Here is a 13,407-nt window from a genome sequence, read left to right on the forward strand (position 1 = left end):
GCCCCATGAGCCGCATCGAAACCGACAGCCTCGGCGCCATCGAGGTCCCCGACGACGCCTACTGGGGCGCCCAGACCCAGCGCTCGCTGATCAACTTCGCCATCGGCGAGCAGCGTATGCCGCTGGCCGTGGTGCACGCGCTGGCGCTGATCAAGAAGGCCGCCGCGCGGGTCAACAGCCGCAACGGCGAGCTGCCGGCGGACATCGCCCGGCTGATCGAGCAGGCCGCCGACGAGGTGCTGGCCGGCCAGCACGACACGCAGTTCCCCCTGGTGGTGTGGCAGACCGGCAGCGGCACGCAGAGCAACATGAACGTCAACGAGGTGATCGCCGGGCGCGCCAACGAGCTGGCCGGCCAGGGCCGCGGCGGCAAGAGCCCGGTGCACCCCAACGACCACGTCAACCGCGCGCAGAGTTCCAACGACAGCTTCCCCACCGCCATGCACATCGCCACCGTGCAGACGGTCCAGCAGGACCTGCTGCCGGCCATCGCCGAGCTGTCCGGCGCACTGGCCGAGCAGGCGGCGCGCCACATGCACCTGGTCAAGACCGGGCGCACCCACCTGATGGATGCCACCCCGGTGACCTTCGGCCAGGAGCTGTCGGCCTTCGTCGCCCAGCTCGACTACGCCGAGAGGGCCATCCGCGCCGCCCTGCCGGCGGTGTGCGAACTGGCCCAGGGCGGCACCGCGGTCGGCACCGGGCTGAACGCGCCGCGCGGTTTCGCCGAGGCCATGGCCGCGGAACTCGCCGCACTGGCCGGCCTGCCGTTCGTCTCCGCCCCCAACAAGTTCGCCGCGCTAGCCGGCCACGAACCGCTCACCACCCTCTCCGGCGCATTGAAGACCCTGGCCGTGGCCCTGATGAAGATCGCCAACGACCTGCGCTTGCTCGGCTCCGGCCCGCGCGCCGGCTTCGCCGAGGTGCGTCTGCCGGCCAACGAGCCGGGCAGCTCGATCATGCCCGGCAAGGTCAACCCGACCCAGTGCGAGGCGCTGTCCATGCTGGCCTGCCAGGTACTCGGCAACGACGCCAGCATCGCCTTCGCCGCCAGCCAGGGCCACCTGCAGCTCAACGTGTTCAAGCCGGTGATCATCCACAACCTGCTGCAGTCGATCCGCCTGCTCGCCGACGGCAGTCGCAACTTCGCCCGCCACTGCGTGGCGGACATGCAGCCGGATGCCCGGCAGATGGCCGCGAACCTGGAGCACGGGCTGATGCTGGTGACCGCGCTGAACCCGCACATCGGCTACGACAAGGCCGCCGAGATCGCCAAGAAGGCCTATGCCGAAGACCTTACCCTGCGCGAGGCGGCCCTGCAGCTGGGCCACCTGAGCAACGAGCAGTTCGATGCCTGGGTGCGCCCGGAAAAGATGCTGGAGTCCGGTCAACATGGCTGAAGAAGCGAAGAGTGGCGCCACCCCGCTGGAAGGCGACGGTAAGCGCATCCTGCTGATCATCGGCACGCCCAAGAGCGATGGCCTGTGCCACGCCCTCGCCGAGGCCTACAGCAACGGCGCCCGCGCCCAGGGCCACGTGGTGCGCCAGCTGCGCCTCGGCGAGCTGCAGTTCGACCCGATCCTGCGCGAAGGCTACGGCCAGCACCAGGCGCTGGAGCCGGATCTGCTGGAGGCGCAGCGGCAGATCCACTGGGCCGAGCACCTGGTGTTCGTCTACCCGGTCTGGTGGGGCGGCGTGCCGGCGCTGCTCAAGGGCTTCTTCGACCGCACCTTCCTGCCCGGCTTCGCCTTCAAGTACCGCAACCGCTCGCAGCTGTGGGACAAGCTGCTGAGCGGGCGCACCGCCGACCTGCTGGTGACCCTGGACACCCCGCCCTGGTATTTCCGCTGGATCTACGGCGCGCCGGCCCACCGGCAGATGGTGCGCACCATCCTCGGCTTCTGCGGCATCAAGACCCGCCGCCTGAGCGAGTTCGCCCCGGTGCGCCCCTCCTCCGAGGAGCAGCGCCAGGGCTGGTTGCGCAAGGCCGAGGAGCTGGGCGTCAGGGCCTGAGCGCGGCCAGGCGGGCCCGGCGCGCGCGCCAGCCGGCCAGCAGCGAGGGCCCCAGGGCGGTCAGCGCCGAGCCCAGCACCACCAGCAAGGCGCCGGCGTAGCCGAGCAGGTTGATCTGCTCCGGCTGCACGTGGTCCGGCCACCAGAGGGCGGCCAGGGCCACGGCGGCGAAGGTCACCAGCGGGGTGACCGAGAGGGTCGCGCTGACCCGCGAGGCTTCCCAGTGCGCCAGCGCCTCGGCAAAGGCGCCGTAGGCCACCAGGGTGTTCAGGCAGCAGGCCAGCAGCAGCCAGGCCTGCAGCGAATCGAGCTGGAGCACCTGCAGCGGGTGGGCCCAGGGCGTCAGCAGCAGTGCGCAGGCCAGGTAGATCACCAGCATGATCTGCGGCGAACTCCAGTGGGTCAGCAGCTGCTTCTGCGCCAGGCCGTAGAACACCCAGACGAAGGAGGCCAGCAATATCACCAGCACCCCGGTGGTGTAGGCGGTCAGCGAGGTCAGCAGCTCCGCCAGGCGCTGGTTGAAGAACAGGCCGAAACCCAGCAGCAGGATGGCCATGCCGATGCCCTGGCCAAGGCTGAACGACTCGCGGAAGACGAACAGGCTGGCCACCAGGAACAGGATCGGCGCCATCTGGATCACCAGCTGGGTGGTACCGGGGCTGAGCATGTTGAGGCCGATCAGGTACAGCACGTAGTTGGCGGTCAGGCCGAACACGGCCAGCACCAGCAGGCCGTGGCCACGCCGCCCGAGCGGGGCGAAGCGTGGCAGGCGGCGGTTGGCCGCCAGCCACGCCAGCAACAGCAGGCCGGAAACCAGCAGGCGGTACCAGGTGACGGTGACCGGATCCAGCACCTGCAGCACTTCCTTGAGCTTGATCGGCAGGATGCCCCAGAGCACCGCGGTGGTCAGGGCGAGCAGCAGGCCGTAGAGCCAGCGGCCGGAGGAAACGTGCATGGAGCTCTCGATCGGCGGGAGGAATGGGCGGAAAGCCATTCTAGGCCCCCGCGCAGCGACCTCACAGCCACAGTTGACCGACCGGACAAGGTCGAACTGTGCCGCTGCAACAATTGATCATTTTATGACCACCCGTCGCCCGACCTCTTCCCCGGGCAGCCAGTCACTAGACTGAAGACAGTGCATCTCGTTGCAGGAGCCCTCGTCATGTTCGGTCAACGTCAGATCGACCCGGCCCCCGGTACCCACTACCGGAGCGAGCGGGTCAGCGCGGTCAACGGCCAGTACTTCTTTGCCACCCGCGAAGGCACCCTGGAAGGTCCCTACTTCACCCGGGTGGATGCCGAGCGGGAAATCACGCGCTACGTACTGCGCATGCAGCAGGCCAGGGCCCTGGCCGGTAGCAGCGCCTTCTAGCCTAGTCGCGGGCCCTGGCGAAGGCCCGCTCCAGGGCCTCGTTGATGGTGCGCAGCACCTTAACCCGGGCAAAGCGCTTGTCGTTGGCCTCAACCAGGGTCCAGGGCGCGATCGAGGTACTGGTGCGGTCGACCATGTCGCCCACCGCATCGCAGTACTCGTTCCACTTCTCGCGGTTGCGCCAGTCTTCCTCGGTGATCTTGAAGCGCTTGAAGGCGATCTGCTCGCGCTCCTTGAAGCGGCGGAACTGCTCGTCCTGGTCGATGGCCAGCCAGAACTTCACCACCACCACGCCGGCGTTGCTCAGCTGTTCCTCGAAGTCGTTGATCTCGCCATAGGCGCGCAGCCAGTCGGCCGGCTCGCAGAAGCCCTCGACCCGCTCCACCAGCACCCGGCCATACCAGGAGCGGTCGAACACGGTGAACTTGCCGCGCGCCGGGATGTGCCGCCAGAAACGCCACAGGTAGGGCTGCGCCCGTTCCTCCTCGGTCGGCGCGGCGACCGGCACTATGCGGTACTGGCGCGGGTCCAGGGCCGCCGCCACACGGCGGATGGCGCCGCCCTTGCCGGCCGCATCGTTGCCTTCGAACACCGCCACCAGGGCGTGCCGGCGCATGCGCTTGTCGCGCATCAGCATGGCCAGGCGCGCCTGCTCCAGGGCCAGCATGTCCTGGTACTCCTCCTTCTCCAGGCTCTGCGACAGGTCCAGGCAGTCCAGCAGGCCACGGTTGTCCAGGCTGGCGATCATCGGTGCCACGTGCGGCTGCGGCACGCGCCGCACCTTGGCCTTGAGCGCCGCCTGCAGGCCGTCGAGGAGGATGCGCCCGACCGTCAGGCTGCGGTAGTACTCGTCGCTGCCCTCCACCACGTACCAGGGCGCGAAGTCGCGGCTGGTGCGGCGCAGCACCCGCTCGCCGTAGCGCACGAACTTGTCGTAGGTCTTCGACTGCTGCCAGTCCAGCGGGCTGATGCGCCAGGCCCGCTGTGGATCGTCCTGCAGTTCCTTGAGGCGCGCCTTCATCTGCTTCTTGGACAGGTGGAACCAGAACTTGAAGATCAGCGCGCCCTCGTCACAGAGCATCTGCTCCAGCGCCAGGGCACCGTCGATGGCCTGGTCCAGCACGGCATCCTTGAAGTGGCCGTGCACCCGCCCCTGTAGCATCTGGCTGTACCAGTTGCCGAAGAAGATGCCGATGCGTCCCTTGGGCGGCAGCTGGCGCCAAAAGCGCCAGGCCGGCGGCCGGGCCAGCTCCTCGTCGGTCTGCGTATCGAAGGTGCTGACCTGGATCAGGCGCGGGTCCATCCACTCGTTGAGCAGCTTGACCGTCTCGCCCTTGCCGGCGCCCTCGACGCCGTTGATCAGGATGATCACCGGGAAGCGCCCCTGCTGCTTCAGCTCGTACTGCGCTTCCAGCAGCGCCTCGCGCAGTACCGGGGCCTCCCGGTCGAAGGTTTCCTCGTCGATGGCGTGGCCCAATTCGGCGGATTCGAACATGTGCATCTCCTTGCTTCGCTTCGCTCAGCCTAGCGGATTCCCCGGTTACAATGCGCGACCTCGCGCCAGGGTGACCGCATGACCGATTTCCGCCACGCCCAACTCGACTGGGACGAGCAGGGCCAGCCACGCTCCCGCCAGTTCGACGACATCTACTTCTCCCGCGACGACGGTCTCGGCGAGACGCGCCACGTGTACATCTCAGGGAACGCCCTGGCCGAGCGCTGCGCCACCCTGCCCGCCGGAGGGAGCCTGGTGATCGGCGAGACCGGCTTCGGCACCGGCACCAACTTCCTCTGCGCCTGGCAGACCTTCGCGCACCATGCCCCGGGCGACGCCCGCCTGCACTTCGTCAGCGTTGAGAAGTATCCGCTGGCGCCCGCCGACCTGCGCCGCGCCCTGGCCCTGTGGCCGGAACTGGCGCCCTGGTCCGGGCAGCTGCTGGAGCAGTACCTGGCCATCCACCCCGGCTTCCAGCGCCTGGTGCTGGATGGCGGCCGGGTGATCCTCACCCTGCTGGTCGGCGACGCCCAGCAGATGCTGCCGCAGCTGGATGCACGCATCGACGTCTGGTTCCTCGACGGCTTTGCCCCGGACAAGAATCCGGAGATGTGGACCCCGCCGCTGTTCCAGCAGCTGGCGCGGCTGTCCGCCCCCGGCGCCAGCCTGGCCACCTTCACCAGCAAGGGCACGGTGCGCCGGGGCCTGATCGAGGCCGGCTTCGCCATGCGCCGGGCGCCCGGGCATGGCAAGAAGTGGGAGATGCTCTGCGGCCGTTTCGAAGGTGCCACGGGCACGGCGGACAAGCCCTGGTATGCCCGACCGTCGCGGCCGAACAGGCGCGCGGCGCTGGTGATCGGCGCCGGCCTGGCCGGCTGCGCCACGGCCGCCAGCCTGGCCGCGCGCGGCTGGCAGGTGACCCTGCTGGAGCGCCACGGCGAAGTGGCGCAGGAAGCCTCGGGCAATCCCCAGGGCGTGCTCTACCTCAAGCTGTCCGCCCACGGCACGGCGCTGTCGCAACTGGTGCTGGCCGGCTTCGGCCACACCCGCCGCCTGCTCCAGCAGCTGCAGCAGGGCCGCGACTGGGCCGCCTGCGGTGTGCTGCAGCTGGCCTTCGACACCCAGGAAGGCGAACGCCAGGCCAGGCTGGCCGAGGCCTTCCCGGCTGACCTGCTGCATAGTCTGGACCGCGCTGAGGCCGAGGCCATCACCGGGGTCGCGCTGCCGGCCGGCGGCCTGTTCTATCCCGAGGCCGGCTGGGTGCATCCGCCGGCGCTATGCCGCCAGCTCGCCAGCCACCCGAACATTCGCCTGCTGACGCACAGTGAAGCGCTGGAGCTGCAGCGGGTCGATGGCCACTGGCAGGCCCTGGCCGGCGAGCGCCTGCTGGCCGAGGCGCCGGTGGCGATCCTGGCCGGCGCCGCCGAGGTACGCCGCTTCGCCGCCGAATTGCCGCTCAAACGCATCCGCGGACAGATCAGCCGCCTGCCGCAGACCGCCAGCAGCGCCGCGCTGGCCTGCGTGGTCTGCGCCGAAGGCTATGTGGCGCCGGCGCGCGACGGCGAACATACGCTGGGTGCCAGCTTCGATTTCCACAGCCAGGACTGCACGCCGACCGCCGCCGAACACGCCGGCAACCTGGAACTGCTGCGGGAAATCTCCGTCGACCTGGCCGCGCGCCTGGACGCTGGCCGCCTCGATCCGGCGCAGCTCGAAGGCCGCGCCGCCTTCCGCTGCACCAGCCCCGACTACCTACCGATCGTCGGCCCAATGGCCGACCCGGCGGCCTTCGCCGAGACCTACGCGGTGCTCGCCAAGGATGCGCGCCAGGTTCCGGATACCCCCTGCCCCTGGCGCGAAGGCCTGTACGTCAACAGCGGCCACGGCTCGCGCGGACTGATCAGCGCGCCGCTGTGCGGCGAGCTGCTGGCAGCCTGGCTGAATGACGAACCGCTGCCGCTGCCGCGCGCCGTGGCCGAGGCCTGCCACCCGAACCGTTTCGCCCTGCGCAAACTGATTCGCAACACCTGAGTACGCCCGGCGACGGACGGGCTTGCCTCTGCGCAGCCCTCTCGACATACTCCCCCCAGTAAATACTCAAGGGAGTATAGTGATGAGCACACCGAACCATCAGCAACAGGACGCCATGCTCAAGCGTCTGGCCCGCGTCGAGGGCCAGATCCGCGGCATCCAGGCGATGATCCGCCGCGGCGAGGAATGCGAGGCCATCGCCCAGCAGTTCGCCGCCGCGCGCAAGGCCCTGGACAAGGCCTACCAGGAGATGCTCGCGTGCCTGCTCGAGGAAACCGTGCTCGACCCCGCGCGCGACGATGCCGAGACCCTGGCCCGCGTGCGCGCCATCTTCACCAAGTACACCTGAAACACATACCCCTAGGGAGTACCCTGCAATGACCGACACCATCTGCCTGATCGATGCCCCGCGCTTCGCCAGCGTGCGCCAGCAGGGGCATGTGCGCTTCCTCATCGACGTGCGCAGCCCGGCGGAATTCCGTGCCCAGCACGTGGCCGGCGCGCGTAACGTGCCACTCGACCAGCTCAATCCGGCCGCCCTGGTGCAGCAGTTGCGCCAGGAAGGCCTGCAGCGCGGCGACGAGCTCTACCTGCTGTGCCATAGCGGCCAGCGCGCGCGCCGCGCCGCCGACCAGTTGCAGCAATTGCTGCCCGGCGTGCAGGTGATCGACGGCGGCACCCAGGCCTGCGTGGCCTGCGGCCTGCCCACCGAAGAAGCCCCCAGTGGCGTGATCAGCATCCAGCGCCAGGTGCAGATCAGCGCCGGCAGCCTGGTGCTGCTGGGTGTCGTACTCGGCACCTGGGTGCATCCGGGCTGGTATGGCCTGGCCGCCTTCGTCGGCGCCGGCCTGACCTTCGCCGGCCTCAGCAACACCTGCGCCATGGCCCTGCTGCTCGCCCGCATGCCCTGGAACCGCTGATGGAGATATTGCTGCTGGAGGCCCTGGGCATCGGTGCCGTGCTCGGCCTGCTGCTCGGCCTCACCGGCGCCGGTGGTTCGCTGGTGGCCCTGCCCCTGCTGCTCAGCCTGCACCTGCCGCTGCGCGATGCGATCGGCGTCAGCCTCGGCGCCGTGGCCATCACCGCCCTGATCGGTGCCGTCCCGCGCGCCCGCCAGGGCCTGGTGGCCTGGCGCCCGGTGCTGCTGCTGGCCCTCGCCGGCCTGCCCGGCAACGTCGCCGGGCAGTGGCTGGGCCGCCTGATTCCCGAGGCGGTGCTGATTCTCGGCTTCTGCGCCCTGGTGCTTTGGACGGCCTGGCGCATGTGGCGCAGTTCGAGCCTGCCTCGTGAGGGCAGCAGTCCACTGCGCAGCGCCCCGCTGGTTGCCATCGGCCTGGGTGTCGGCCTGTTCTCCGGGCTGATGGGCGTCGGCGGCGGCTTCCTCGTGGTGCCGGCGCTGCTGGCCTTCACCCCGCTCGGCATGCTGGCCGCCACCGCCACTTCGATGGCGGTGATCGCCCTGGTTTCCGGCGGCGGCTTCCTGTTCTACCTCAGCGGCGCGCAGCCCTCGCTGCCGCTGTTGGCCGGCCTGGCCCTGGGCGGCGCGGCCGGCGTGCTCGGCGGCAACGCCCTGGCCCAGCGCCTGGGCGGACGCACGCTGCAGCGCCTGTTCGCCCTGATGCTGGTGGCGGTCAGTCTGTCGCTGGCCGCGCAGAAACTCCTCGGAGGACACTGATCATGCTGTTTCGCCAACTCTTCGACAGCGAAAGCTCGACCTACACCTACCTGCTGGTCGATGCCGGCCAGGCGGTGCTGATCGACCCGGTGAAGGACAAGCTGGACGACTACCTGCGCCTGCTGCGCGAGCTGGACCTGCAGCTGGTACTGGCGCTCGACACCCACACCCACGCCGACCACATCACCGCCCTCGGCGAGCTGCGCAGCGCCACCGGCTGCCGTAGCGGCTTCGGCCAGCAGAGCGGCAGCGCCTGCGCCAGCTTCACCTTCGCCGACGGCCAGCGCCTGGCCTTTGGCGAGCGCGAGCTGGTCGCCTGGCACACCCCGGGGCATACCGACGACTCCTACTGCTTCCTGCTGCCGGCCAGCGCCGGCGAGCCGGGCAAGGTCTTCACCGGCGACACCCTGCTGATCCGCGGCAGCGGCCGTACCGACTTCCAGAACGGCGATGCGCGTGCGCAGTGGGCCAGCCTGCAGCGCCTGCTGGCCCTGCCCGGTGACACCGAGGTGTGGCCCGGCCACGACTACCGCGGCTGGACCCGCTCCAGCATCGCCGAGGAAGCCGCGCACAACCCGCGCCTGCAGGTCGCCGATGGCGCGGCCTATGCGCAGCTGATGGCCAACCTCAAGCTGCCCAACCCCAGGCTGATGGACGTGGCCGTGCCGGCCAACCGCGCCTGCGGCCAAGGCTAGTCGCTAGTCGCTAGTCGCTAGTCGCTAGTCGACTTCGCCACACAGCTCCGCCACCCGCAGCAGCGCGGCGGTCAGGCTGTGCTTTTCCCACTCCGGCAGCGCCGCCAAGGCGCTGCGCAGGGCCGGCGGCAACAGCGGCGGCGCCGCCACCAGTAGCGCACGCCCGGCCTCGCTGACGCTCAGCCACTGCCGCCGGCGATCCTCCTCGTCGCGCTGGCGCAGCAGCAGGCCACGTTCCTCCAGGCGCTCCAGCATGCCCGACAGGGTCGCCGCACTGAGGCTCACGCGGCGGCTCAGACCGCTGGCCGTCATACGCCCCTCGCCCTCCATCACGCGCAGGATCATCAGCTGCATCGGGGTCAGTCCGCCGAAGCGTGCCAGGCGTTTGGCATGCACCTCTCCGGCCTGCTGCAGGCGCCGCATGGCGGCGAACAGGGCGGGCTCGAAGGGCGACAAATCAATTTCAGTAGGAAGTATTTTTTCTGACATATACCGCGCTTTATTGGAAATAAAACTTTGACATGAAAGCATTATTTTGTTTGGGTGTAAAAAGGTTCGTGACCGCGCGAACCCCTCCCCAACGGCAACACCGGTAAGGACTTATGTGCGGAATCGCTGGAGAACTACGCTTCGACCAACAGCCGGCCGACCTGGCCGCTCTCGAGAAAATCACCCACCACCTGACCCCGCGCGGCCCTGACGCCTGTGGCTTCCACAGCAGCGGACCACTGGCCTTCGGCCACCGCCGCCTGAAGATCATGGACCTGGCGCCGGCCTCCGGCCAGCCGATGATCGATCACCAGCTGGGCCTGAGCCTGGTGTTCAACGGCGCCCTCTACAACTACCCGGAATTGCGCACGGAGCTGCAGGCGCTGGGCTACCAGTTCCACTCCGACGGCGACACCGAGGTGCTGCTCAAGGGCTACCACGCCTGGGGCGAGCAGCTGCTGCCCAAGCTCAACGGCATGTTCGCCTTCGCCATCTGGGAGCGTGACCGCGAGCGCCTGTTCCTGGCCCGCGACCGCCTCGGCATCAAGCCGCTGTACCTGACCCAGGACGGCGCGCGCCTGCGCTTCGCCTCGACCCTGCCGGCCCTGCTGCAGGGCGGCGGCATCGACACCGGCCTGGACCAGGTGGCCCTCAATCATTACCTCAACTTCCATGCCGTGGTGCCAGCCCCGCGCACCCTGCTGCGCGGCGTCGAGAAGCTGCCGCCGGCCAGCTGGCTGCGCCTGGACCTGAACGGCAACCGCGAGCAGCAGTGCTGGTGGCAGCTGGAATTCGGCCCGCACCGCGACGAAATCACCCTGGAACTGGCGGACTGGCGCGACCGCGTGCTCGACGGCCTGCGTGAGGCGGTGAGCATTCGCCAGCGCGCCGCCGTGGACGTCGGCGTGCTGCTCTCCGGCGGGGTGGACTCCAGCCTGCTGGTCGGTCTGCTGCGTGAAGCAGGGGTCGACAACCTGTCGACCTTCTCCATCGGCTTTGCCGATGCCGGCGGCGAGCGCGGCGACGAGTTCCACTACTCCGACCTGATCGCCAACCACTACGGTACCCGCCATCACCAGCTGCGCATCGGCGAGCGGGAGATCATCGAGCAGCTGCCGGCGGCCTTCCGCGCCATGAGCGAGCCGATGGTCAGCCACGACTGCATCGCCTTCTACCTGCTGTCGCGCGAGGTCTCCAGGCACTGCAAGGTGGTGCAGAGCGGCCAGGGCGCCGACGAGCTGTTCGCCGGTTACCACTGGTACCCGCAGGTGGACGGTCGCTGCGACACCCTCGAGGCCTACCGCACGGCCTTCTTCGACCGCGACCACGGCGAGCTGCTGGATACCCTGCAGCGCAAGTGGCAGGGCGAGGACTGGGCCGGCGAGTTCGTCCGCGACCACTTCGCCATGCCCGGCGCCGCCGCCCCGGTGGACAAGGCGCTGCGCCTGGACACCACGGTGATGCTGGTCGACGACCCGGTCAAACGGGTCGACAACATGACCATGGCCTGGGGCCTGGAGGCGCGCGTGCCGTTCCTCGACTACCGCCTGGTCGAGCTGGCCGCGCGCATCCCGGCGCGCTTCAAGCTCGGCGACGGCGGCAAGCAGGTGCTCAAGGAAGCGGCCCGCCAGGTCATCCCCCACGCGGTGATCGACCGGCCCAAGGGCTACTTCCCGGTGCCCGGCCTCAAGCACCTGCAAGGCGCCACTCTCGACTGGGTGCGCGACCTGCTGCTCGACCCCAGCCAGGATCGCGGCCTGTTCGAGCCGGCCATGCTCGACCGCCTGCTCAGCGACCCGCAGGGGCAGCTCACCCCGCTGCGCGGCTCCAAGCTGTGGCAGCTGGCGGCGCTGCACCTGTGGCTGGATCAACAGGGACTCTGAGGGAGGGATCATCCATGCGCGCCACTGCCTACAAACAGCGCCTGCAACGCGGCCAGGCACCGTCCTACGAGCGCCTGCAGGCACACCTGGCCCGCGAGGGCAGCGATGCCTGCCAGCCGCAGAGCATCCACTGCGGCTGGGGCCGCCTGCTGATCGGCCATACCTACCCGGATGCCGCCAGCCTGGCGGCCGCACTGCAGGAGGAACGAGCCGGCGAACGCGACATAGCCCTCTATGTGGCCGCGCCGCAGCAGGTTCTGGCGCAGGCGCCGCAGCAGCTGTTCCTCGACCCCTCCGATACCTTGCGCCTGTGGTTCACCGACTACCGCCCGGCGCCACGCAGCTTCCGCGGCTTCCATATACGCCGGGTGCAGGGCCAGGCAGACTGGGACGCCATCAACCGCCTCTACCTGCAGCGCGGCATGCTGCCAGTGGAGCACGAGCGGCTGACCCCGCGCGAGGACGGCGGGCCGAGCTACTGGCTGGCCGAGGACGAAGTCGGCGGCCGCGTGCTGGGCACGGTGATGGGCCTGGACCACCAGCGCGCCTTCGCCGACCCGCAGCTGGGCAGCAGCCTGTGGTGCCTGGCGGTAGCGCCGGACTGCCCGCGCCCGGGCGTCGGCGAAGCCCTGGTGCGCCACCTGATCGAGCACGGCATGAGCCGTGGCCTGGCCTACCTCGACCTGTCGGTGCTGCACGACAACCTGCAGGCCAAGGCGCTGTACGCCAAGCTCGGCTTCCGCGACCTGTCGACCTTCGCCATCAAGCGGCGCAACGGCATCAACCAGGCGCTGTTCCTCGGCCCCGGTCCCGAAGCCGGACTCAACCCCTACGCCCGCATCATCGTCGATGAGGCCCAGCGCCGCGGCATCGAGGTGCAGGTGGACGACGCCGAGGGCGGCCTGTTCACCCTCAGCCAGGGCGGCCGGCGCATCCGCTGCCGCGAGTCGCTGTCGGACCTGACCAGCGCGCTGAGCATGACCCTGTGCCAGGACAAGCGCCTGACTCACCGCGCCTTCGCCCGCGCCGGCCTGCGCCAGCCGGCGCAGCGCCTGGCCGGGGATGCCGAGAGCAATGCCGCCTTTCTCGCCGAACAGGGCGCGCTGGTGGTCAAACCGGTGGACGGCGAGCAGGGCCAGGGCGTGGCCGTGGACCTGCGCAGTGCAGAGGCGGTGGAAGATGCCATCGCCCGCGCCCGCCAGTTCGACAGCCGCGTGCTGCTGGAGAGCTACCACCCGGGGCAGGACCTGCGCATCGTGGTGATCGGCTACCAGGTGGTGGCCGCCGCCATCCGCCACCCGGCCAGCGTGGTCGGCGACGGCGTGCACAGCATCGGCGCGCTGATCGAGGCGCAGAGTCGCCGGCGCCAGGCCGCCACCTGCGGCGAGAGCCGCATCCCGCTGGACGCCGAGACCCAGCGCACCCTGCACGATGCCGGCTACGACTATTCCAGCGTGCTGCCGGCCGGCACCCGCCTGGCCGTGCGCAAGACCGCCAACCTGCACACCGGCGGCACCCTGGAAGATGTCACCGCGCGCCTGCACCCGGCGCTGGCCGAGGCGGCCGTAAGCGCCGCACGGGCGCTGGAGATTCCGGTGGTCGGCCTCGACCTGCTGGTGCCGGCCGCCGACCAGCCCGACTACGTGCTGATCGAGGCCAACGAGCGGGTCGGCCTGGCCAACCACGAGCCGCAACCGACCGCCGAGCGCTTCATCGACCTGCTGTTCCCGCTCAGCCGCGTGCATCCCTGAGCC

13 protein-coding genes are annotated in these 13,407 nt (G+C 69.7%); 10 read left to right on the top strand and 3 right to left on the bottom strand.

The features are described from left to right. Positions 1-5 precede the first annotated feature (5 nt). On the top strand, positions 6-1,400 hold the full coding sequence (locus tag AAG092_RS04300) for a class II fumarate hydratase (protein ID WP_373388688.1): 1,395 nt from the start codon (positions 6-8) through the stop codon (positions 1,398-1,400). Next, on the top strand, positions 1,393-2,013 hold the full coding sequence (locus AAG092_RS04305; RefSeq protein ID WP_373388689.1) for an NAD(P)H-dependent oxidoreductase: 621 nt from the start codon (positions 1,393-1,395) through the stop codon (positions 2,011-2,013). The genes AAG092_RS04300 and AAG092_RS04305 overlap by 8 nt, the downstream gene beginning before the upstream one ends. On the opposite strand, the gene AAG092_RS04310 is transcribed toward AAG092_RS04305, so the two are convergent. Further along, positions 2,003-2,968 carry a DMT family transporter gene (locus tag AAG092_RS04310; protein WP_373388690.1) on the bottom strand — a complete coding sequence of 322 codons (966 nt, stop codon included), beginning with the start codon at positions 2,966-2,968 and terminating at the stop codon, positions 2,003-2,005. The two genes, AAG092_RS04305 and AAG092_RS04310, sit on opposite strands and share 11 nt — an antisense overlap. A gap of 207 nt (positions 2,969-3,175) precedes the next feature. Between AAG092_RS04310 and AAG092_RS04315 the strand changes: the two genes are divergently transcribed. Continuing rightward, a complete protein-coding gene (locus tag AAG092_RS04315; RefSeq protein ID WP_110681938.1) occupies positions 3,176-3,385 on the top strand; it encodes a DUF6316 family protein in 210 nt (69 codons plus the stop codon). Between the two features lies 1 nt (position 3,386). Here the strand turns inward: AAG092_RS04315 and pap are convergent, their stop codons facing one another. Then, complete coding sequence (gene pap / locus AAG092_RS04320; RefSeq protein ID WP_110681937.1) at positions 3,387-4,880, bottom strand: polyphosphate:AMP phosphotransferase; 1,494 nt, start codon at positions 4,878-4,880, stop codon at positions 3,387-3,389. A gap of 78 nt (positions 4,881-4,958) precedes the next feature. Here pap and mnmC point away from each other — a divergent pair, with 78 nt between their 5' ends. The 5 genes from mnmC to AAG092_RS04345 all read left to right on the top strand — a co-directional run bounded on the left by mnmC (position 4,959) and on the right by AAG092_RS04345 (position 9,281). Further along, entirely contained in the window at positions 4,959-6,911 is a 1,953-nt protein-coding gene (gene mnmC / locus AAG092_RS04325) for a bifunctional tRNA (5-methylaminomethyl-2-thiouridine)(34)-methyltransferase MnmD/FAD-dependent 5-carboxymethylaminomethyl-2-thiouridine(34) oxidoreductase MnmC (RefSeq protein WP_373388691.1), read from the top strand. An 82-nt stretch (positions 6,912-6,993) separates the two neighbouring features. Continuing rightward, entirely contained in the window at positions 6,994-7,260 is a 267-nt protein-coding gene (locus AAG092_RS04330) for a metal-sensing transcriptional repressor (RefSeq protein WP_110681935.1), read from the top strand. 28 nt (positions 7,261-7,288) lie between these two features. Continuing rightward, positions 7,289-7,831 carry a rhodanese-like domain-containing protein gene (locus AAG092_RS04335; RefSeq protein ID WP_373388693.1) on the top strand — a complete coding sequence of 181 codons (543 nt, stop codon included), beginning with the start codon at positions 7,289-7,291 and terminating at the stop codon, positions 7,829-7,831. Continuing rightward, the gene (locus AAG092_RS04340) at positions 7,831-8,586 is read left to right on the top strand and encodes a sulfite exporter TauE/SafE family protein (protein WP_373388694.1); all 756 of its coding nucleotides are present in this window, start codon (positions 7,831-7,833) and stop codon (positions 8,584-8,586) included. Before AAG092_RS04335 ends, AAG092_RS04340 begins: the two co-directional genes overlap by 1 nt. A gap of 2 nt (positions 8,587-8,588) precedes the next feature. Then, positions 8,589-9,281 carry an MBL fold metallo-hydrolase gene (locus tag AAG092_RS04345; RefSeq protein ID WP_373388695.1) on the top strand — a complete coding sequence of 231 codons (693 nt, stop codon included), beginning with the start codon at positions 8,589-8,591 and terminating at the stop codon, positions 9,279-9,281. A 24-nt stretch (positions 9,282-9,305) separates the two neighbouring features. Here the strand turns inward: AAG092_RS04345 and AAG092_RS04350 are convergent, their stop codons facing one another. Next, positions 9,306-9,770, bottom strand: coding sequence for a MarR family winged helix-turn-helix transcriptional regulator (locus AAG092_RS04350; RefSeq protein ID WP_373388696.1), 465 nt, complete (start codon positions 9,768-9,770; stop codon positions 9,306-9,308). A gap of 113 nt (positions 9,771-9,883) precedes the next feature. Here AAG092_RS04350 and AAG092_RS04355 point away from each other — a divergent pair, with 113 nt between their 5' ends. Continuing rightward, entirely contained in the window at positions 9,884-11,653 is a 1,770-nt protein-coding gene (locus AAG092_RS04355; protein ID WP_373388697.1) for an N-acetylglutaminylglutamine amidotransferase, read from the top strand. A 14-nt stretch (positions 11,654-11,667) separates the two neighbouring features. Then, positions 11,668-13,404 (top strand): N-acetylglutaminylglutamine synthetase, encoded by a 1,737-nt coding sequence (ngg, locus tag AAG092_RS04360; protein ID WP_373388698.1) that lies wholly within the window; start codon positions 11,668-11,670, stop codon positions 13,402-13,404. Positions 13,405-13,407 lie beyond the last annotated feature (3 nt).

This window comes from Pseudomonas alcaligenes, assembly GCF_041729615.1.
Classification (GTDB): Bacteria; Pseudomonadota; Gammaproteobacteria; order Pseudomonadales; family Pseudomonadaceae; genus Aquipseudomonas; species Aquipseudomonas alcaligenes_B.

Excerpts from the sequence above, each read along its gene's own strand:
- AAG092_RS04300 (WP_373388688.1), top strand. The coding sequence starts at position 6 with ATGAGCCGCATCGAAACCGACAGCCTCGGCGCCATCGAGGTCCCCGAC.
- AAG092_RS04340 (WP_373388694.1), top strand. The coding sequence starts at position 7,831 with ATGGAGATATTGCTGCTGGAGGCCCTGGGCATCGGTGCCGTGCTCGGC.
- AAG092_RS04305 (WP_373388689.1), top strand. The coding sequence starts at position 1,393 with ATGGCTGAAGAAGCGAAGAGTGGCGCCACCCCGCTGGAAGGCGACGGT.
- AAG092_RS04345 (WP_373388695.1), top strand. The coding sequence starts at position 8,589 with ATGCTGTTTCGCCAACTCTTCGACAGCGAAAGCTCGACCTACACCTAC.
- AAG092_RS04335 (WP_373388693.1), top strand. The coding sequence starts at position 7,289 with ATGACCGACACCATCTGCCTGATCGATGCCCCGCGCTTCGCCAGCGTG.
- mnmC (WP_373388691.1), top strand. The coding sequence starts at position 4,959 with ATGACCGATTTCCGCCACGCCCAACTCGACTGGGACGAGCAGGGCCAG.
- AAG092_RS04330 (WP_110681935.1), top strand. The coding sequence starts at position 6,994 with ATGAGCACACCGAACCATCAGCAACAGGACGCCATGCTCAAGCGTCTG.
- AAG092_RS04355 (WP_373388697.1), top strand. The coding sequence starts at position 9,884 with ATGTGCGGAATCGCTGGAGAACTACGCTTCGACCAACAGCCGGCCGAC.
- AAG092_RS04315 (WP_110681938.1), top strand. The coding sequence starts at position 3,176 with ATGTTCGGTCAACGTCAGATCGACCCGGCCCCCGGTACCCACTACCGG.
- ngg (WP_373388698.1), top strand. The coding sequence starts at position 11,668 with ATGCGCGCCACTGCCTACAAACAGCGCCTGCAACGCGGCCAGGCACCG.
- AAG092_RS04310 (WP_373388690.1), bottom strand. The coding sequence starts at position 2,968 with ATGCACGTTTCCTCCGGCCGCTGGCTCTACGGCCTGCTGCTCGCCCTG.
- AAG092_RS04350 (WP_373388696.1), bottom strand. The coding sequence starts at position 9,770 with ATGTCAGAAAAAATACTTCCTACTGAAATTGATTTGTCGCCCTTCGAG.
- pap (WP_110681937.1), bottom strand. The coding sequence starts at position 4,880 with ATGTTCGAATCCGCCGAATTGGGCCACGCCATCGACGAGGAAACCTTC.